The sequence below is a fragment of the Paenibacillus sp. FSL R10-2199 genome, from assembly GCF_038000235.1.
GTDB classification, from domain to species: domain Bacteria; phylum Bacillota; class Bacilli; order Paenibacillales; family Paenibacillaceae; genus Paenibacillus_AQ; species Paenibacillus_AQ phytohabitans.
In genome coordinates this window covers 1,459,273-1,478,616 of sequence record NZ_JBBOBO010000002.1, presented here as the reverse complement: position 1 = coordinate 1,478,616, position 19,344 = coordinate 1,459,273, and the positions used below count along the sequence as shown (strand labels likewise).

Annotated in this window: 17 protein-coding genes; 12 read left to right on the top strand and 5 right to left on the bottom strand. The window is 53.7% G+C overall.

From position 1 onward, the window contains the following. The first annotated feature begins 48 nt into the window (after positions 1–48). From NYE33_RS34285 to NYE33_RS34270, 4 genes are read left to right on the top strand one after another with little or no spacing between them, the layout of a single operon-like run. The gene (locus NYE33_RS34285) at positions 49–765 is read left to right on the top strand and encodes an N-acetylmannosamine-6-phosphate 2-epimerase (RefSeq protein WP_042134161.1); all 717 of its coding nucleotides are present in this window, start codon (positions 49–51) and stop codon (positions 763–765) included. Continuing rightward, the gene (locus NYE33_RS34280; protein ID WP_341069804.1) at positions 762–1,661 is read left to right on the top strand and encodes an ROK family protein; all 900 of its coding nucleotides are present in this window, start codon (positions 762–764) and stop codon (positions 1,659–1,661) included. Before NYE33_RS34285 ends, NYE33_RS34280 begins: the two co-directional genes overlap by 4 nt. An 8-nt stretch (positions 1,662–1,669) precedes the next feature. Next, positions 1,670–2,362: a copper homeostasis protein CutC gene (locus NYE33_RS34275; protein WP_341069803.1), complete on the top strand. Its 693-nt coding sequence runs from the start codon at positions 1,670–1,672 to the stop codon at positions 2,360–2,362. Positions 2,363–2,376: 14 nt separating this feature from the next. Beyond that, entirely contained in the window at positions 2,377–3,882 is a 1,506-nt protein-coding gene (locus tag NYE33_RS34270; protein WP_445669829.1) for an alpha-L-fucosidase, read from the top strand. Positions 3,883–4,695: 813 nt separating this feature from the next. Here the strand turns inward: NYE33_RS34270 and NYE33_RS34265 are convergent. After that, entirely contained in the window at positions 4,696–6,408 is a 1,713-nt protein-coding gene (locus NYE33_RS34265; protein ID WP_341069798.1) for a helix-turn-helix domain-containing protein, read from the bottom strand. Positions 6,409–6,554: 146 nt separating this feature from the next. Then, the gene (locus tag NYE33_RS34260) at positions 6,555–7,574 is read right to left on the bottom strand and encodes an ABC transporter substrate-binding protein (RefSeq protein ID WP_341069795.1); all 1,020 of its coding nucleotides are present in this window, start codon (positions 7,572–7,574) and stop codon (positions 6,555–6,557) included. Positions 7,575–7,662: 88 nt separating this feature from the next. Here NYE33_RS34260 and NYE33_RS34255 point away from each other — a divergent pair, with 88 nt between their 5' ends. The 4 genes from NYE33_RS34255 (at position 7,663) to NYE33_RS34240 (ending at position 13,782) form a co-directional block, all read left to right on the top strand. Then, complete coding sequence (locus tag NYE33_RS34255) at positions 7,663–7,830, top strand: hypothetical protein (RefSeq protein WP_341069792.1); 168 nt, start codon at positions 7,663–7,665, stop codon at positions 7,828–7,830. Positions 7,831–8,014: 184 nt separating this feature from the next. Next, complete coding sequence (locus tag NYE33_RS34250) at positions 8,015–11,374, top strand: Ig-like domain-containing protein (RefSeq protein WP_341069790.1); 3,360 nt, start codon at positions 8,015–8,017, stop codon at positions 11,372–11,374. Positions 11,375–11,722: 348 nt separating this feature from the next. After that, entirely contained in the window at positions 11,723–12,778 is a 1,056-nt protein-coding gene (locus tag NYE33_RS34245) for an SPFH domain-containing protein (protein WP_341069787.1), read from the top strand. Next, the gene (locus NYE33_RS34240) at positions 12,775–13,782 is read left to right on the top strand and encodes a sugar kinase (RefSeq protein WP_341069785.1); all 1,008 of its coding nucleotides are present in this window, start codon (positions 12,775–12,777) and stop codon (positions 13,780–13,782) included. The genes NYE33_RS34245 and NYE33_RS34240 overlap by 4 nt, the downstream gene beginning before the upstream one ends. A gap of 119 nt (positions 13,783–13,901) precedes the next feature. On the opposite strand, the gene NYE33_RS34235 is transcribed toward NYE33_RS34240, so the two are convergent. After that, the gene (locus NYE33_RS34235; RefSeq protein WP_063779782.1) at positions 13,902–14,465 is read right to left on the bottom strand and encodes a hypothetical protein; all 564 of its coding nucleotides are present in this window, start codon (positions 14,463–14,465) and stop codon (positions 13,902–13,904) included. A 256-nt stretch (positions 14,466–14,721) separates the two neighbouring features. On the opposite strand from NYE33_RS34235, the gene NYE33_RS34230 reads away from it, so the two are divergent. Next, complete coding sequence (locus tag NYE33_RS34230; RefSeq protein ID WP_336100486.1) at positions 14,722–15,630, top strand: L,D-transpeptidase family protein; 909 nt, start codon at positions 14,722–14,724, stop codon at positions 15,628–15,630. Positions 15,631–15,694: 64 nt separating this feature from the next. Here the strand turns inward: NYE33_RS34230 and NYE33_RS34225 are convergent, their stop codons facing one another. After that, positions 15,695–16,675, bottom strand: a complete 981-nt coding sequence (locus NYE33_RS34225) for an N-acetylglucosamine kinase (protein WP_341069781.1) — start codon at positions 16,673–16,675, stop codon at positions 15,695–15,697. A gap of 201 nt (positions 16,676–16,876) precedes the next feature. Between NYE33_RS34225 and NYE33_RS34220 the strand changes: the two genes are divergently transcribed. After that, positions 16,877–17,185: a hypothetical protein gene (locus NYE33_RS34220; protein ID WP_042134179.1), complete on the top strand. Its 309-nt coding sequence runs from the start codon at positions 16,877–16,879 to the stop codon at positions 17,183–17,185. Here NYE33_RS34220 and NYE33_RS34215 read toward each other — a convergent pair whose 3' ends face one another. Next, positions 17,186–18,097, bottom strand: coding sequence for a copper amine oxidase N-terminal domain-containing protein (locus tag NYE33_RS34215; RefSeq protein ID WP_336100488.1), 912 nt, complete (start codon positions 18,095–18,097; stop codon positions 17,186–17,188). A gap of 158 nt (positions 18,098–18,255) precedes the next feature. Between NYE33_RS34215 and NYE33_RS34210 the strand changes: the two genes are divergently transcribed. Then, the gene (locus NYE33_RS34210; protein ID WP_341069778.1) at positions 18,256–18,720 is read left to right on the top strand and encodes a hypothetical protein; all 465 of its coding nucleotides are present in this window, start codon (positions 18,256–18,258) and stop codon (positions 18,718–18,720) included. A gap of 20 nt (positions 18,721–18,740) precedes the next feature. Further along, positions 18,741–19,292: an RDD family protein gene (locus NYE33_RS34205; RefSeq protein ID WP_336100491.1), complete on the top strand. Its 552-nt coding sequence runs from the start codon at positions 18,741–18,743 to the stop codon at positions 19,290–19,292. Positions 19,293–19,344 lie beyond the last annotated feature (52 nt).

The following is a 19,344-nucleotide window of genomic DNA, read 5'->3' as shown; positions in this document are numbered from 1 at the left end:
CAGCCGTGTGATACGCGAAAATGATATGCAGGGAGGGTGAGCGAGGTTATGGGAAAAGGTTCAGGGAGTCTCATTCCCTATCAGGGTCTGGTCGTATCCTGCCAGGCGCTGGAGGACGAGCCGCTGTTCGGAAGCCATCATATGGTGGCGATGGCGATGGCGGCGAAGGAAGCGGGGGCGGCCGGTATCCGTGCCGGAGGACTGGCGGATATCCGGGCGATTAAGGATGCCGCCGGCTTGCCGTTGATCGGACTGGTCAAAATACAGCATGAAGGCAGTGAGGTCTACATTACGCCGACGCTTGAGGATGCACTTGCCGTCTATGCGGCCGGGGCCGATATTGTGGCCATCGATGGTACCGGACGGCTCCGGCCGGACGGGCGCACGCTGGAGGCGACCCTTGCCGCGCTGAAGACTGCGGGGATACCGGTGATGGCCGATATTTCGACCTTCGAAGAAGGGGTGCAGGCGGCCGGATGGGGCGCGGATTACATCTCGACTACGCTATGCGGTTATACCGCAGAGACGCTGGGAACTCCGCTGCCGAATCTGGATCTGCTGGAACGGCTGTCTGCTGTCCTGGAGGTGCCGGTAGTCGCCGAAGGCGGGATATCCGAGCCGGCGCAGGCGGCTGCGGCGCTGGAGCTGGGTGCGGACTTCGTCGTCGTGGGCTCGGCGATTACCCGTCCGCAGTGGATAGCCGCCCGTTATGTGAAGGCGATGAAAGAGAAGGCGGGCGGCGCAACAACGGAGGCCGAAGGATGAGCCGCTATTATATCGGGGCCGATATCGGCGGAACCTTCATTAAGGCGGCAGTGGTGGACGGGCAAGGGGAGATTGTTGCCCGCCGCAGTACCGCTACGCCTGTGAACGAGGGGGCAGCAGGGATTCTCGCTGCGCTGAAGAAGATTATTGCAGAGCTTGTGTGCTGCGGATACGGGATCAGCGGCATTGGCATAGGCACTGCCGGGCGGGTAGATCCGGCTGAAGGCGTAGTCCTCTATGCGACGGAGAATCTGCCGGGCTGGACCGGCATGCGCCTGGCGGAAGCTGTGGAGGAGGAGTTCGCGCTGCCTGTGTCGGTTGGCAACGATGCCAATGCAGCCGCTCTTGGCGAAGGCTGGCGCGGGGCGGCTGCGGGGCTGGAGCATTATGTAATGCTGACGCTGGGTACAGGTGTCGGCGGAGCTGTTATTCATAATGCTGAGGCTATCTCAGGCAGACAGGGCGGGGCCGGGGAGATCGGGCACATGGTGCTCCATCCCGGAGGAATTCCCTGCAGCTGCGGGCAGCGGGGCTGCGCCGAGCATTATCTGTCCGGCAAGGCGCTTAGCCGGCTGGGCGCAGAAGCCGCGGAGGGCTGGGACGGCCGCAGACTGCTGGCGGAATTCGCCGCAGGCAGCGCCACAGCGGCTGCACCCATGAAGAGATATATGCACGACCTGAGCCTGGCCGTGCATAATATCCAGTCTTTCATGGACCCGGAGGCGATTATTCTTGGCGGCGGAGTCGCGGAATCCCATGCCTTATGGTGGGATGCCTGGATGAGCGGGCTTGCCGCCTTGTCACCGCTGTCCATTAAGATGCTTCCTGCCGAGCTTGGCAATGATGCCGGAATGATCGGTGCGGCACGGATGATTATGAACAAGGAAGGGAAGTAGAGTGAACAATGCTGTTAGAGGTTATAGCCACGACAGTAAGTGATGCAGTTACCGCTGAACGTTATGGAGCGGACCGGATCGAGCTGATTACCGGAATCCGGGAAGGCGGTTTAACACCCAGCCTTGGGCTGGTTGAAGCGGTGCGGGAAGCGGTCAGTATTCCCATAAGAGTAATGGTGCGGCCGCATGCGCGCTCCTTCCGGTATGACCCATCCGACGCGGAAACGATGCTGCGCGATATCCGGCATATTGCCGGAGTGGGCGGATTGTCCCTGGTCACGGGCATGCTCCGCAGTGACGGGACCGTGGATGAAGAATTGCTGGTCCGGCTGCTTGATGCTGCGGCCGGGATGGAGGTAACGTATCACCGGGCTTTTGATGAGGTGCGGGATCAGCTTGAGGCGCTTGAAGTCTTGAAGCGGTATCCGCAGATTACGGATATATTGACCTCCGGCGGCAGCGATAAGGCTACTTCCGCTGAGGGTATGGCGAGGATTGCCGTATTGGAACGGCTGTCCGCTGGTTCTTCGCTCTCCATCCTTGCAGGCAGCGGCTTAAACGCTGCAAGTCTGCAGGATTTCATCTCCCGGACGGCTGTCCGCCGGGTGCATTTCGGTTCGGCTGTCCGGGAGGACGGCGATCCGCTGAGGCCGGTTGACCCCGGGCGGCTGGAAGCCGTCCGCAAGATTCTCAAACCATAGAAGAGGTGAGTTCCTTGTCAAAACCATCGCTGCATGAGCTGCGCAGACAGAAGAAGCTGGAGATCAAGGATACTGTAGAGAACGGCCCGTTTAGAGCTGAGTGGAAGTCTCTGGAGGAGTACTCCGTTCCCCGCTGGTACGAGGATGCGAAGTTTGGGATTTTCATTCATTGGGGTGTGTATTCTGTTCCCGCCTTCGGGACAGAGTGGTATGCGCGCAATATGTACAGGGAAGGCACAGAGGTGTATGAGCATCATCTGAAGACCTATGGCCCGCCGGACACATTCGGCTATAAGGATTTCATTCCCCAGTTCACGGCGGAGAAATTCGATGCCGAGGAGTGGGCTGCCCTGTTCAAGCGCGCCGGTGCCGCGTTCGTAGTGCCGGTTGCCGAGCATCATGACGGCTTCGCCATGTATGACTGCCCTTATTCGGAGTGGACCGCTGCCAGGATGGGTCCGCGCAGAGACATTATCGGCGAGCTTGGCGCAGCCGTGCGGCGGCATTATATGACCTTCGGCGTCTCCAGCCACCGTGCGGAGAATTGGTGGTACTACAACGGAGGCCGCGAGCTGCCTTCAGATGTGCAGGACCCGAAATACGCGGAATTGTACGGTCCGGCGCAGTCTTGCTACGGTGATCCGGCGTATCCGCTGCCGATTCTGCCGCCGAATGAGGAGTTTCTGGACGACTGGCTGGTCCGCACCTGCGACCTGATCGACCGTTACGGCCCGCAGCTGGTCTATTTCGACTGGTGGATCGAGCAGCCGGTCTTCGAGCCTTATCTGCAAAAGCTCGCCGCCTACTATTACAACAAGGCTGCCGAATGGGGCCAGGGGGCAGTCATCAACTATAAATTTGATGCTTTTGCCGAAGGAACCGCCGTCTATGATATGGAGCGGGGCCAGCTGGCCGATATTAATCCGGAGGTCTGGCAGACCTGCACCTCGGTAGGTGAAACCGCCTGGTGCCATATTGCCGACCACAAATATAAGACCTCGGGAGTTATACTCGGCGACCTGGTCGATATAGTCAGCAAAAACGGCGTCATGCTGCTGAATGTCGGGCCGCGTGCGGACGGGACCATTCCTGAAGAAGAGCAGCAGCTGCTGCTGGAGGTAGGGGACTGGCTGGCGGTAAACGGGGAAGCGATCTACGGAACGCGGCCCTGGAAGGTATATGGCGAAGGGCCGACCCAGATCGTCAGCGGAACATTTAACGATACGAAGCGCAGCCCGTTCACCCCGCAGGATATCCGCTTCACCGCCAGAGGCGGGGAGCTGCTCTATGCCGCTGTTATGGGCTGGCCGGAGGGCGGAACAACAGTCATCGAGACCTTGGGCAACCGCTCCAAGCAGCTTGCCGGAGAGATTCTGCAGGTGGAGCTGCTGGGCTGGAACGGGGAGCTGCAGTGGAGCCGGGCCGGAGAAGGCCTGATTGTAGAACTGCCCTCTGACATGCGCAGCCGGGGCATTCTGGTATTGAAGATCAAGTATTCTACTCCTGAAGCGGCGAAATAGACATTTGAGCTGTAAAGGAGCGGGCGCAGGAGTTACGGGACTGCTCCGGGTGAATCCGGCAAGCTTCATATTCCGGCCAAGTTGCATATTCTGGGCAAGCTCCGGGTCGCCGGCATGTTTCGAACAAATTCCAAACCAGCTGCAAACCGGTCCAAACCAGCTCCAAACCAGCTGCAACAAGCTGCAACAAGCTCCAAACTGGCTCCAAGCCACTCCGGACTAACCTCACAGCCGGCTGATCGTATTTTGTACAACAGAATCGGGGTTTTAAGGGTCTGCAAAGGCATTCTAATGTATTTACTGCAACAGAATTTAGGGATCGTCCCTAATTGTGGCTGAAAGGAAGAAATCTATTGTACGAACTCTGCCGAGGTACGAATTCAGGCGATCTAGGGCAGCTCCTGGTGTAGCGTCAGATTTATTTAGTGAAAACCATTTTGGTAAATCGCTTGCTAATGGCCTGAGATGATCCGATTACGGTATATGCCTAGGTGTGTGCGGTAAGCGATGTGCATAAGTGCACTTTGTACAACTAAATCGTCTGATATACACCCAATTATCCGTTTAGTTGTATTTCGTGCAATTAAATAGCTGTTTGTAGATTGTTTTCACTCATTTGGGTAATTTTAGTTGTACAGATTGCACTTATATGAGGCAAGCCTCTCTTTTCGCTGTTTTTAATTGCACATTATACAACTATCACTGAATTTCCATTTGGAACGGAATACAGCAGTTACTGCATTGTTAAATGGACTCACTTCTTTAGTTATGATATTGTACCAGGTTCCAGTCACTCTGAATTCCCGAACCCGCCTACCCGCCCGCTCCCCCCAGCAGCCTGGGCAGCAGAGTCAGCAGCCGCTCGCGGGTCAGGGCATCGCCGGAATTCCATTTGGCGCCGTCGAGCATATAGACGCGGCCCTCCTGTACGGCGGGCAGGCTGTTCCACAGCGGCGTCAGCAGCAGCTGCTCCATGGCTTCCCGCGAGTCTTCGCGCTCCGGGATGAGCATGAAGACGCGGTCCCCCGCGTAGCTGTGCAGCTTCGCCGGATCAACCTCGCCGAAGCCAAGCCCCTGGTCCAGCAGGCCCTTAATCTCTGCCGTCGGCTGCAGGCCGCCGGGAGCATACAGGGCCGTGGACAGTCCGGTCATCGCCATAGCGAACAGGCGGTTGCCATGGTCGTAGACCAGCGCGGAGGCGGTTTCTCCCGGCTGGAGTCCCTCTGCGTACAGACGCTGCCACATGGCAGCGTTTTTGGCGTGATAGGCCTCCAGCCAGGCTTCCGCTTCGCGCTGCCTGCCGAGCCACCCGCCAAGTATCCGCAGCCGATGCTCAAGCGGCGCGAACGAATCGAAGGTGAGGGTCGGGGCGATACCGGAGACGCACGTATAGGCGCGCTCGTCCGAATTCGCGATAATAATCAGGTCAGGGCTGATCAGCCGGGTCAGCTGCGGGTCCAGCGGGAAGCCGACATTGGCCAGATTCTTGACCCGGTGCTTATAGACGCTGTTCCGGGCAAAGGCCTCATCGCCTCCGGCAGGCTTGACTCCCAGCGCCAGCAAATCTCCCAGTGTCTCCCCGTGGTAGACAATCCGCTTCGGCCGCTCCGGAATTTCCACTTCATGCCCCGTCCAATCCTTGACGGTAACTTTGCGCTGCTGGGCCTGGGCATACTGCCCGGGCGTGACTCCCGTCTTCTGCCGGAAGCGGCGGCTGAAGTAATATTCATCGGAGAAGCCGACCAGCCGGGCGATTTCGCGCAACGGCTCGGCCGATTCCAGCAGATAGTTCTTGGAGTGCCCGATGCGCAGATCGGTCAGATAATCGAGCGGCCGCTTGCCGGTCAGCTTCTGGAAGATTGGGGTGTATTGCCAGGGAGAGACCTGTGCCAGCTCCGCAAGCTGCTTCACCGTAATGCTCTCCATATAATGATCCTGCAGGAATTGGATCGTACTCTCCACGGATTGCGCGGGACTGGGCAGCTGGCGGGTGGAGTAATTATGTTCAAACAGCAGGAGCAGCAGCTCCTGGAACTGCAGCTGCTGTCTGAAATACTGGAGCTCGTCCCCGCTGCCCTGGTTCGCAAGCAGCTCTTCCGCGAGCCGGATCACCCGGGTGAAAGGGTGGACGATTAGCTCTTTCCGGCCAGGCAGCAATTCAGCTGTATGGGAAGCAGGGGAATCTCCAGCCGTAATAGCGGCAAAGGATATCAAATAATAGTATAGTGTCATTTCCGCGTTATCCGTACTGTAGGAAGTTCCGGGGGACAGCAGACAACACTTGTCTGCATGTACTGAAAGGGCCGGCTGCTCCCCGATACAGAGTTCACCGCGGCCTCCGGTAAAGATCAGAAGTGTATGCTGACCGGCAGTCTGCACAGCGGACACAGTGTCGGCACTCTGGATTACCAGCTCAATGCCCTTCAGCTGAAACAGCAGGGAGCGGAGCGGAACTGCCGGCAGAGCCGGAGCCGCTGCAAGTGCGGGGGCAGGGGGGAGTCCCGGGTTCAGGGCATTCTGTCTCAAGGCTCAGCACTCCTTTCAGGGCAGTTGAATTTATATGTATATTGAGAACGATTATCAATAAATCTCATTGTATATAAAATAAAGCAGCTTATCAACATTAGTTGATAAGCTGCTTTTAATATTCGTCCTGTCTGCATGCGTAATCGTTACTTATTCAGCATTGCGGGGATTTCGCCCAGCAGCCATTCTCTGGTGGCGGCATCACTGGAGGTTTTCATGATGTCCTGCGTGTAGACATAGCCGTTCTTAACGGCCGGCAGGCTTTTCCAGACTGCACTTTCCAGCAGCTTGTCGGTCGATGCTTTGGCTTCGTCAGCTACCGGCGTCAGAAGGAAAATACGGTCCCCTGCGTATTCCTGGATAACCTCCATCGAAATCTCCTGGAAGCCCATGTCGGCGTCAAGCACCTTTTGGATCGCCGGAGTAGGCTTGAATCCGTTCTCTCCATACAGTACCTGTGACAGGCCGGTTGTAGCCATTACAAACAGTCTGTCGCCCGGATAGTAAGTGAAGACTGCGGCGGTTTCGCCTTCCTTCATGCCTGAAGCTTTAAGCTGGGCCCACATGGCGTCTTCCTGCGTCTGGTACTGGGCCAGCCAGGCTTCTGCTTCTGTTGTTTTGCCCAGGATACCGCCGATTTCCTGCATCCTTTCCTTCAGCGGGGCGAAGGTATCGAAGATAATGGTTGGAGCGATTTTGGACAAGGCATCGAAATCAGCCTCTTCAATTCCGGCATAGATGATCAGATCCGGCTGAAGCTCAAGCGTCTTCTCCAGGTTGATCGGGAAGCCGACATCTTCTACCCCGGTCAGCTTGTCCTTGAACACCTGGCCTTCAGCCATGGAGAGCGGATAGCCGATGGCCTGTACGCCCAGGGCAATCAGATCGCCGTAAGTTTCCCCGGAGTAGATGATCCGCTGCGGGTCCACAGGAATCTCAACCGTATGGCCTTTGTAATCGGTGTAAGAGCGTGTTGTGGCTGCCGGTTCTGCAGTAGCTTCTGCAGTAGCTTCTGCGGTTGGAGCGGCGGTTGCAGCTGTATTGCCGGCAGCTGTGTTAGCTGCAGCGTTGCCTTCATCATTCTTGGTGCTGCTGCAGGCGAGCAGTAAGGTGCTCATCAGGAAGATGATGCACAGGATAGCGAAAGGTTGTCTTGCCTTGTTCATTGTAAGTAGGCCTCCCAATTATATCGATTACCAATAATGATAATCATTCTCGTTGAAATGATCATAGATGATAACCATCCGTTACTCAATGGACAAAACGCAAAGCTGGAATTTAGTTTGTGCAAAGAAGAATCTTGTTTGTGCAAAAGAGAATGGAGCTTGTGCAAAACCGGATATCCGCTGTGAATTTTCAGGTTTTAAAAAAAGAATGAGGCTATTCAGACTACATTCAGTTTGGGTTGTTATGATGCATTAAGCCTATCTCTTGAGCAGGGTGTATTTAGAGGTGTTCTTTTTCTGCGGATTGTGTAAATACATAGATAAATAACTGATTCATTACCGTTGTTATAAGAAAAAATATAAGTCTTTAGTACCTGAATTAAAAGCCGGGATATGTCGATAAGAGATTCAAATCATAATTCACCAAGGAGGATAACAGATTGAAGAAAAACAGCTTTTTCCGGTTTTTGCTGATGGCATTGCCACTGCTTCTGGTCTTGACTAACGGAGGATTGGCGCTGGCAGCCACCACGGTAACGGTCTCCAAAATTGTGCTGAATGTAAGTGAACTTACGCTCGCGGTGGAAGAGACTTCGGCTCTAACAGCTACTGCGGTCTATTCCGACAGCACGTCAGGCGACGTGACGGTTAACAGTGACTGGTCCAGCGATAAGCCGGCGGTAGCCACCGTATATAACGGGATTGTGACGGCCAAGGCGGAAGGGACAGCTACAATTGTTGCGGTATTTACATATAGTGACGGCACGAAGTTCTCCCAGGCCGCAACGGTTACTGTAACCAAGAAGGTTAAAGCGCTGACGCAGAATGTCCAGAGCCTGGATCTCCGCAAAGCCGAATCGGGCAGCATTATTCTGACCGCAACGTATTCGGATAATACAACGGACGCCACGGTGGCGAACAAGGCAGTCTGGAGCACAAGCGATGCTGCGGTAGCTACCGTGGTGAACGGTGCAGTCAAAGGGATATCCTCCGGGACAGCCACAATCACAGGCGTATATGGCAAAAAAACCATCACCGTCACAGCGAATGTAGAGGTAGCCAACCGGATCGAAGCGGATCAGCCCGAGCTTGCGCTTTTGCTGAAAGACAGCTCTGCTGTTAAGCTTACAGCTACTTTCCAGGATGGCACGCAGGAGAATGTAACGTCCCTGGCTGCCTGGTCCTCCAGTGATGAAGCGGTTGCCGATGTCCTTAAGGGCGTCATTACCGGCTACAAGCAGGGAACGGCAGTTATCACCGCCAAATACGGCACCAAGACTACCACAGTAGAGGTAACGGTTGACCAGACCAGTAAGCTGGTGGTGGATGATCAGAGTGTTTTTCTGAAGACGGAAGAAGATCAGCAGCTTAAACTCACCGCCGTCTACCCGGATGGGACGACCAAAGATGTGACCAGCACCGCAGTCTGGAGCTCGAGTGATTCCAGTATCGCTTATGTATACAAAGGCAAGGTTTACGGCTATACAGCCGGAACGGCGACGATTACAGCAGCCTATGGCGATAAGTCTGTACAGGTGGATGTGGATGTTGCGGTGGCCCGGTATCTGGATCTGAGCGAAGAACAGCTTGGCCTGAAGACAAGCTCCACCCATGCGCTAACTCTGACGGCGACTTATGCCGATGGCAGCACAGAAGATGTTACTTCTAAGGCGGCATGGAGTTCGAGTGATGAGCTTGTGGCTTTTGTCAAAAAAGGCTCCCTCACAACTTATAAATTGGCTGGAACCGCAACAATCTCTGCCGTCTATGGCACACTTGAAACCTCGACGGAGGTGGAAGTTGGAGCCGTAAGTAAACTGGTAGCCAGCGATGATAATGTATTCCTGCAGATCAGCGGGACGAAGCAGCTTGTGCTGACTGCCGTTGCAGGCGACGGGTCCTCATCGGATATTACAAGCAGTGCGGCATGGACCACAAGCGATAAGAGCATCGCTATGGTCAGCAAAGGCCTGATCACCGGTTATTCCGTAGGTACGGCGACCCTTACAGGAACTTATAATGGAGCGGCGGCCACGGTTACCGTTGATGTGGGAACAGCAAGACATCTGGCCTTAAGTGAAACCAGTCTGAATCTTGCGGTGGATGCTGCTAAGGTGCTTGTGCTCAAGGCGACTTTTGCGGACGGTACGGTAACTGATGTAACCAGCAAGGCAACCTGGACCTCCAGTGATGAAGCTGTGGCTTATGTGGATAAAGGAAGTATTACAACCTACGCAGAAGGTAATGTGACGATAACAGCAGCCTATGGCGGGAAGACAGTAACTGCAACTGCCGCAGTTGGCAAAAGCAATAGGCTCAGCGTCGATAACGACAGCCTGAACCTGCGCCTGAACGGAACTCATCAGCTTGTGCTGACCGCCCTGGATGCAAGCGGCACCCCAAGCACGGTGACAGACAGCGCAGTCTGGACCACCGCTGACGAGAATATCGCTATCGTGAACAAAGGTCTGGTTACAGGCTACAAGTCCGGCAAAACTACAATTACCGCCGTTTATGGCGGCAAAACCCTCACCGTTGCGGTGAGCGTCGAAACAGCTGCGCGCCTGAATCTTACGGTCAGCAAGCTGAACCTCGGCAAGGACCAGAGCAAAGCGGTAACGGCTATGGCCAGTTATGAAGACGGAACGTCACAGGATGTCACAGAGAATGCAGTGTGGAGTACGGATAATGCGGATGTAGCTGACGTTAGCAAAGGAACCATTACCGCCTATGCCACAGGCAGTGCTGTAATTACGGCCTCTTACGGCGGCAAGACGGCAACGGTCAAAATCACGGCAGGCACACCGGACAAACTGGCGCTGCAGGCCAAGACCATTGAACTGAAGGAAGACGAGACTTATCAGGCCGAGGCTACCGGCAGTTACAGTGATGGCAGCGACAAGACGATCACGAGTGAGGTGGAGTGGAGCTCCAGCGATGAGAAGATTGCCGAAGTTAAGGACGGTCTGATTACCGGCCTCTCTGTAGGAACAGCGGTGATTACCGCCAAAATAGGTACGGAGAAGGCGGCCATTACCGTGAATGTGGGCCTTGTGGATGAGCTGGCTGCCAATGTGAGCCTGATTACGATGTCTGCCGGAGACAAGGAGCAGATTACACTGACTGCCACGGATTCCGCAGGTGTAGAGAGTGATGTAACGGCTGATGCAGACTGGAGCTCGGCCAAGACTACAATCGCTACGGTCAAGAAAGGTCTTGTAACCGGAGTGCTGAAGGGCAAAACGGCGATCACCGCCTCCTATGGAGGGCAGAAAGTGACGGTCAACATTGAAGTGGATCAGATCACTGTCATCGAAGCATCGGTGACCAACCTGGCGATGAAATCCGGCGATACGGCCAAAATCGCAGTAAGCATCACTTATAGCGATGGCAAAACGAAGGATGTGACGGACAAGGCGGAGTGGAAAAGCGGAAGCTATAAGATCGTCACAGTTACCGGAGGCTCGGTCAAGGCAGTGGCTTACGGCAAATCCTATGTGACGGCCAAATACGGCGGCAAAACCGTCAAAGTCCCCGTAACCGTTGATGTGCTGAAATATCTCGAGGTCAGCCAGATGAATCTTACGCTGAGTGCAGGCCAGTCGGTGCAGCTGGCGGCAACGGCTACTTTTGAGGACGGCAGTGAATCGGATGTATCCAAGACAGCAGTCTGGACTTCCACCAAGGAGCTTGTAGCTACCGGCAAAAACGGCCTGATTAAGGCCAACAGTAAAGGTACTGCGAGCATATCCGTGAAATACGGCGGCAAAACCGTGAAGATAAAGGTCACTGTTAAGTAATTTACTCACACCAAAGCAAGAGAGGGGCGCAAAGGAGGGGGATTTTGGAACTGGAGGAGCGGTAGCGTCCGCCTTTGTCTACGGATTTCAACCGCTACTGCGGTAAGTATCAAGAAATCTGTAGACAACAGCGGCCGGAAGTCCAAATATTCAACGTAGTTGCGTTTGACTCTCTTGCATTCCACCGCCTCATTTTCCATTTTGGAGAGTGAGGTGTTTTTTTTGCGGATTTTTGTTATTAACATATTGATAATATCATCAAAGTCTGCTAAGATGTTGTTAATAACAAATTAATAATAACATTTAGTTAATATCAATCACTAAAATAAACAACAGGAGGTAATGACCATGTTCGGATTCCGCTTCGTAAAGTTCCAGCCCAGTGAATATGTCCTTAAGGTGAAGAACGGTAAGGTAGTGCAGGAAGGTGTAGGACTTTCTTTCCATTATTACGCGCCTACGACCTCGGTTGTAGTGGTGCCGGTCTCTTCGATTGATGTACCGTTCATGTTCGAGGAAATTACGGCTGATTATCAGACGGTGACCGTGCAGGGGCAGCTGACCTACCGGATCGTGGATTACCGCAAGACTACACAGATTCTTAACTATACGTATAATCTGCGGAAGAATTCCTACCTCTCCGATGATCCGCACAAGCTGGCCCAGCGGGTGATCAATATCGCCAAGGTGCTGACCAAGAAGCAGCTCGGGCAGCTGCCGCTGAAGGAAGCCATTCAGTCGAGTGAACGTCTGGCTAAGACAATTACGCTCGAAATCGGACAGAGTGCGGAGATAGAGAAGCTGGGCATCGAGCTGATGGGGCTGTCCATTCTGGCAATCGTGCCGAATAAGGAAACGCTGCGCGCGCTGGAGGCGCAGGCCCGCGAAGAGATTCTCCGCAGCGCCGACGATGCGCTCTATGAACGGCGCAATGCCTCGATTCAGCAGGAGCGGCGGGTGAAGGAGAATGAGCTGAATACGGAGATCGCCGTGGAGACGAAGAAGCGGCAGATCCGCGAAACCCAGCTCGATGCCGAACGCTCGGTGAAGCAGAAGCAGAATGAGATGAAGGAGGAGCAGCTCAGCTTCGATACTGCGCTGGAGGAGAAGAAGCAGGAGCTGATTGAATTGACAGTGGCGAATCAGAGAGCGGAAGCGGATGCCAAGGCCTACGAGTTATCGGCGGTGATGAATTCGCTCCAGGGCGTAGCACCTGGTGTACTTCAGGCACTGACGAATGTAGGCATGAATCCGGATAAGCTGATTGCCATCGCGTTCCAGGAGCTGGCTGAGAATGCCGGGAAGATCGGGCAGCTCAATATTACCCCGGATCTTTTGCAGGGAATTATGGACGGGTCGCCGGGTAACGGAGCGGGCGCGGCAAGAGGAGGCAACGGACGATGAGCAGCCCGGTATCCGAGAATAAGATTATTCTGATCAAGCGCAAGACGCGCCTGGAAGAACTGGTGGTCCGCTACAATACGATCCAGCAGGCCCAGTTCTATATTGAACGGCTGGGGGCCGATTTCAGTGATTATTTGAGCGAGGACTTCACTTACCGCAAGGCGGTAGAGGCTGCTGTAACCGAGCTGAGCGCGGTAGGCCGGCTGCAGCTTCTGGACCGGCAGCATGTGCCTAACTTTATATTTGGAGAGCGGGATACAGTAGTTGTGCTGGGGCAGGACGGTCTGGTTGCCAATACGCTGAAATACCTGCGGGAGCAGCCGCTGATCGGTGTAAATCCCGACCCGCAGCGCTGGGATGGTGTGCTGCTGCCCTTCACGGTTAAGGACCTGCGGCAGCTGGTGCCGGAGGTGCTCCGCAGCCAGCGGCAGGTACGCGAGGTTACCCTTGCCAGGGCAGAACTGAATGACGGCCAGAGCCTGTACGGTGTCAACGATCTGTTCATCGGCCGCCGGACCCATGTCTCGGCCCGTTATCAGCTTGAACTGAACGGCACACTGGAGCAGCAGTCCTCCAGCGGGATTATTGTCTCTACCGGCATGGGCTCCACCGGCTGGCTCAAAAGCGTTCTCGCCGGAGCAGCGGGAATTGTCAGCCAGGCGGCGCAATGGCAGGCAGCGGAACAGGTGACGGTAACGGCGGGCTTGGGAGCACATGCGTCTGTACATGGGGGCAGACCGCAGGAAAACGGGGCGGCGCTCAAGCTGGCCTGGGATCATCCGGAGCTCTACTTTACGGTACGGGAGCCTTTTCCCAGCCGGACGACTTCGGCTGGTCTGGTATTCGGCAGGATCAACAGCCGTATGCCGCTGCGAATTACTTCGCAGATGCCGGAGGACGGGGTAATCTTCAGTGATGGAGTCGAGAGCGACTACCTGGAATTCAACTCCGGCGTAGAGGCGACGATTGGCCTCGCGGAGAAGAGGGGACGGCTGGTAGTCTAACATGCATATGTATGAATGCCCAGGCGCGAAGTGCAGATGCAAAGAAGGGGTTCTCCGCAGTGCCGCTGGTACGGCCTGAGAGAACCCCTTTTGTCTTGAACCGCGTAGTCCGGCTTATATTACTGCTGGAAGCTGCGTCCCTGATTCATCGGTGAACCGTAGGAATGGTTAGTCTGCATGGGTGTATGCAGCGGCTGCGGGTTAAAAGAAGAGTTAATTGAAGAGTTAATTGGGCTATGCAGTGAATTTACCGGCTGGCTATTGGAAGTGAAGGACGGGCTGAAGGAAGAATTATATCCTCCAGAGCCTGTGCTGAAGCTTTGATTTCCAGAGTTACCAGTACTGAAGCTTGGGATTCCTGTATTAAAGCCCTGTTGTTCGGTATTGAATCTTTGAATACCACCTGTATTGTAGCCGGCAGTCTGCGGAATCTGCTCCAGCTGTCTGATTAACTGTGAGACCTGCTGCAGCTGCTGCATAGCGGTCTGATGGCCCTGTAATGCCTGCTGAATCATCTGAATGGCCTTATTGCTGTGCTGGCTGAGCTCCTGCAATTTGGCGGCATGCTCCTGCTCCTGCTGCAGAAGCTGCTGATAATTCTGCGTGCCCTGCTGGGTCTGTGTCATCAGCTGCTGGATGATTTGCTCGCTTTGGCTGATCTGGCTGGAATGGTTTGAATTCAAAGTAAATGGCCTCCTTGGCGGGTGCTGTAATGGTCATGCGGGCTTATTATCTCTGGCGGAGGCACTTAATATTCATCCTCATGAAACCGCACGCGAAGCACCGCTTGAACGGTTACAATTGTGCAAACTCTGCTTCAAATCCGCAGGGACGAGTTGATAAGAATAGGTACAAGCTGCTGTGCAACTAATGCGACAGACTGACGTCTATGTAGAAAAGAGTTTCCAGTATCACCCATAACCTGGAGGTGGGGCAACCATGAATCTGCGTGAGCGTATCAGCCTGACTACAACTTATGTTCCAAGGAGCATCAAGCTTATGCTTGTGTTCGCAGTGCTGTTCACAGCATGCTTCACAGGATCAGCCGCAGCAGCGTCATCATCATCCTCAGATCTGATTATTGTGAACAAAAAGACGAATAAGCTGGCCTATTTCAGCGCCGGTAAGCTGGAGAAGGTTTTTCCGGTCGCCACCGGCAAGAACAAGAGCCTGACGCCTGAAGGCAGCTTCAAAATTGTGGTCAAAATCAAGAACAGACCCTATTACAAAGAAAAGATTCCCGGAGGCGATCCGGCCAATCCGCTGGGCGACCGCTGGCTGGGGCTGGAAGTGAACGATACCTACGGCACGACTTATGCCATTCATGGCAACAATAATGAAGCCTCCATCGGTAAATATGTCAGCGCCGGATGCATCCGGATGCATAATGAGGATATCCACTGGCTGTATCCAAGGGTAGCCAATAACACTCCCGTGATCATTACTACTTCAGGACTTGATATGGCAAGCATCGCAGTGAAGAGCGGCTATTCCACCGGGCCGACAATGATTGCAGGCGTCTTTATCATCAATGGAGAAAAGCTGGAGGTTAAGGATTCTTTCCTGCTGGAGAATTCACGGGTATTCGTTCCGCTCCGAGAATCGGTTGCCCTGCTGGGGGGAACCTTGAAGCAGGAAGCGGGAACCGGAGCGCTTATCATTACTATAGGTGAGCATACCGCGGTCCATCAACCGCTTAGCGAAACAGCGAAGGTGAACGGCAAAACGGTGGCCATGCTGGCCTCGCGGACTGTAAACGGGCGATTGTATATTCCCTTAGGCAGCTTAACGCCGCTCTTTGGCCTTCCCGTCATATGGAACGCCAAAGAGACGGCTGTGGAGCTGTGATGCGCCTATACTAGAAGCTGCCAGATGAAGGTCTATCCGTAGCAATCACGCGCTGCGTATATGCTCACTGAGGCAGCTTGCTGCTATGCTGCAGCCGGCTGATTATATTTTCGGTGACCGGCTGGCCTAATTGCTCCAATGCATATAGGATAGCCCCTGCTTCGGGCGGGAGCTGTGGCGTTACCACCTTATACTGTTTGTTGGCCCCGTTCTTCAGTAAACTGCGTAATTCCGATTGAAAATACCTGCTGTTTGCCACACTGCCGATGAAGGCTACCGGGACGGTCTGCTGCGCAAAAGAAGAAGCCAGCAGACCGATGCCCGTCTTAATCTGCTCTGCAGCCCTGCCGCATACCCGGACGGCGGTGGAGCTTCCCTGCTCCGCTTCTTCCGTAACTATAGGAGCAAATTCTCCAAAGCGTCTGTCCCGGGCTTTCCGGTCATCGTCAAACCCTTTACTTGCAAGCATATATAGTTCAGAGGCTGCAGCAACGTTCCAGTGCGCAAGCATCCGGGCGACAAGCAGCTCATCGCTTGAATCTGTGTGACCGGCCAGCACTTCAAAGACGGTATCATATGAGAGGAGCCGGGCGGCACTTGCGGCATAATGATGAAAATCATAATTGCGTAAATAACGTCCGTCTTCATTAATGGCAATAATGATGGAGCCAGTTCCCGAGATGACAATAATGCCGGGCTGCGCAAGCAGTGCTCCGTAATGGGCGATAAGCGCGTCATTGACGTGCCACCTCGGACAAGTCAGCTCCGGAACCCCGGTGAGCGGCAATATCCAGTTCAAATCCTCCGGCGAGTCATATCCGGCAACCCCGGCAGCCATGCCGATGACCCTGCCGGGCTCGATGCCGCCGCTTTCCAGCGCTTCTATAATCGCTGACCTCACGTTATGCTGAGCGGCAGAGTCCCGGTACGCGGAAGCGCTTCCCTTTTTGCAATAGGCTAGTACATTTCCCTCAATATCGGCGGCTATAACCCGCGTATGAGTTCCTCCTCCATCGATTCCAATTACAACATCTGTTCGCTGCATTCCGGACACCTCTTCACGTTCTTTTCTACAGAATACTATAATCACTCCAGCGTTGGATATGACACAGGCAGATACTGCGAGGGGATAATACTCCTTCACGGCAGCCGCTATACCGGGAGCTTGCTGTTGCTGAAGCAGGATTAACAGGGTAAATATAGAAGTTATAGAAGAGCACTGGAAAACATTGATTCGGAGGACAAAATGAGTAAACTCGCAAGTTTTATGGCAGAAATGCTGCGTTTAGTGGTTCTGCTGGTTCTGACACTAGGTGTACTCGGGGGTGTGGAGCAGTGGATCTTCAAAATGTTATATGGATGGACCGGGTATTTGTATACTGCAGTAATCGGTAATTTTCTCATATTCTTAGTGATGTACCGGAATTATTGGCAGTTCAAGGGCTGGTACAAATCGGAGAAGAATCAGAAGCTGAAGCCGGTGTGGACCCGGAGTCTGAGTGTCGCCGCGCTGCTGCTGATTCTTGTTCCGTTTGCGGTACCGATCTGGATGTAATTAGTTTTGTACAGAGGATGATGCTTCCCCTGGTATTTCAAAGAACTCATTTAGCTTCATATTTTGTTGCCCGACCGTCCTGGAGGCACCCGTAGCATCAATGAATCCATAGGTTGCCTCCATAACCGGAAGCATCAGATGATAGAATGCGAGGCTACCCTTATAGGCGGGCATTTTTCCGGCCTGATCCACAATTTTGTAGGGTACAAAGAAGAGTCCGGCAGAGGATGGGGCACTATAGTCTATTTTGGCAGACCAGATCTCTTCCGCATAATTACCTGTAACTTCATAATACGAAAAACCAGGCCCGCCTTGAATGAAGAAACGGGCCGCTGTGCCTTCCGGGAAATAATAGTCCTGATTCTGTGACTCATTAATGATAGGGATTTGCTTAAGCGTGCTAACGCGGGGAAAATGAAGGGCTGCTGTACGTGCTTCCCCCAGATTCGCAGATTGGAGTTGAGTGATCAGCGCCTCATCTGCTTTGGCGACATACACAATCCGGGTGGCAGCATTCCAGGCTACATGCGCATCTGCAGCTTCTGCTATGAAGCGGATCGGCACCATGACTCTGCCTTTATGCAAAACCGAGGCGACAGGCAGTGCGGTTGGTTTGCTTCCAATCAGGGCAGTCTTGTGACCCGCAACCAGTGTGATTGTTTCCCCGCTGCGGCCAATTGTAACCGTCTTGGTGCCATTGTTCCAAGCGACAGTAATCCCCGGGATATGCTTCACTACATTTAACGGGACCATGGTTGTGCCTTGTGTGAGATAAGGGGGAATGTCCGTGCTTATCGTGGAGTTGTTTATTTCTACTGTAATGGTTGGAGCTGAAGCAGGGGCGGCCAGGGCAGTGCCGGACAGCAATATTAACAGCAGCAGCGGCAGGCAGATAAATTTGATGACTTTCATCTTGAGTAGTCCTCCTTCGAAAATTTTGTTGGTTTACTAAAATTATACAGTTATAGACGCCGGATCTATTTGAAAGTTGCGTATATGCCAGTTGTACTCCAACAGTTCATAGGAGTTGATAGAAAAGGGGGAGAGCTTTGACCCGGAAATCATGGATAGTGTCAGCAATAACAGTACTGATCGTAGCATCCCTGGGCTATGTATGGTTTCGTCCGCAGCATGTGGAGCGGGTGTACCCTAGTGTGATCTACTCCAATAATGAAGTCGTGAAGCATAGCGCAATCGGGCTGAGGGGTGAAGTATGGAGAGGTGTGCCCGGAAGCAGTGAGTTTACCGGCGAGCTTACACTGGATGGAGGTCTTCATTATGATGTGAAGCTTAAGGATGGCGGCGGATACTACTTGGGAATTCTGACGGTCCTGGATGCAGACCGGTCACGGCGTTCGATTGGTTCGGTTATCGCGTCTCAAAAGCTGGATAAGTTCTGGATTATGCTGACCCATCTTGATGAGCGCTACGGGCTTGCAGCCGGAGAGGGATATATCTCGGGTCCGGCTAATACGCTAGAGGAGGCCATACAGACCGGGAAGGATATTATGGGTTCAGCCAGGGATAGCAAGTAGAAGCACTGAGGGGGAACAGTATGGAGCAGCGGATAGAGGAACAGCTCGATTTGGATGACTATGTAGGTTTTTGGAAAAGGGTGCTGATCAGCTTCATTGATTTTCTGATTTTGGCCATTCCTACTTATTTTTTGAACAGGTTGTGCGTCTCTGCCGCAGAGTCGGCGGAGTCGGCGTTTCCACTTTTTATTCAGTTTGTGCTGCTGATAGGCTTCAATGTGTTCATGGTTGTCAAATATGGAGGCACTCCGGGCAGACTGCTTCTGGGGGTAAGGATTATTAACGAGGACGGGAGATATCCGGCGCTGAAGCAGGCTTTGATTAGATATCTCTTCTTCATCGTCAACGGCTTTCTTGCGGTTATTGTGAGTCTGAACACTGAGGAATTATCTGCGGTTTCCAGCAGTCTGGCCAACTGGACCCCGCTCGCTACGATTTTGAATGTGTTCTTTGGCTGGGTCGTGGTCGCCGATTGCCTATTCGTTGCATTCACCCGGCGCAACCGGGCGCTGCATGATATGATGGCCGGAACCTATGTGGTTAAGAAGAATGCACTGGACCGTCTTGTTTGAGCCAAAAGAATAGAATAAGCCAATTGCAAAGGGGATAGACCAGGCGGCGCTG

Bases quoted from the DNA above. Each gene is read 5' to 3' on its own strand.
- NYE33_RS34285 (WP_042134161.1), top strand. From the start codon at position 49: ATGGGAAAAGGTTCAGGGAGTCTCATTCCCTATCAGGGTCTGGTCGTA.
- NYE33_RS34225 (WP_341069781.1), bottom strand. From the start codon at position 16,675: ATGCAGCGAACAGATGTTGTAATTGGAATCGATGGAGGAGGAACTCAT.
- NYE33_RS34255 (WP_341069792.1), top strand. From the start codon at position 7,663: ATGGACAAAACGCAAAGCTGGAATTTAGTTTGTGCAAAGAAGAATCTT.
- NYE33_RS34220 (WP_042134179.1), top strand. From the start codon at position 16,877: ATGAGTAAACTCGCAAGTTTTATGGCAGAAATGCTGCGTTTAGTGGTT.
- NYE33_RS34205 (WP_336100491.1), top strand. From the start codon at position 18,741: ATGGAGCAGCGGATAGAGGAACAGCTCGATTTGGATGACTATGTAGGT.
- NYE33_RS34245 (WP_341069787.1), top strand. From the start codon at position 11,723: ATGTTCGGATTCCGCTTCGTAAAGTTCCAGCCCAGTGAATATGTCCTT.
- NYE33_RS34275 (WP_341069803.1), top strand. From the start codon at position 1,670: ATGCTGTTAGAGGTTATAGCCACGACAGTAAGTGATGCAGTTACCGCT.
- NYE33_RS34280 (WP_341069804.1), top strand. From the start codon at position 762: ATGAGCCGCTATTATATCGGGGCCGATATCGGCGGAACCTTCATTAAG.
- NYE33_RS34260 (WP_341069795.1), bottom strand. From the start codon at position 7,574: ATGAACAAGGCAAGACAACCTTTCGCTATCCTGTGCATCATCTTCCTG.
- NYE33_RS34230 (WP_336100486.1), top strand. From the start codon at position 14,722: ATGAATCTGCGTGAGCGTATCAGCCTGACTACAACTTATGTTCCAAGG.
- NYE33_RS34215 (WP_336100488.1), bottom strand. From the start codon at position 18,097: ATGAAAGTCATCAAATTTATCTGCCTGCCGCTGCTGCTGTTAATATTG.
- NYE33_RS34240 (WP_341069785.1), top strand. From the start codon at position 12,775: ATGAGCAGCCCGGTATCCGAGAATAAGATTATTCTGATCAAGCGCAAG.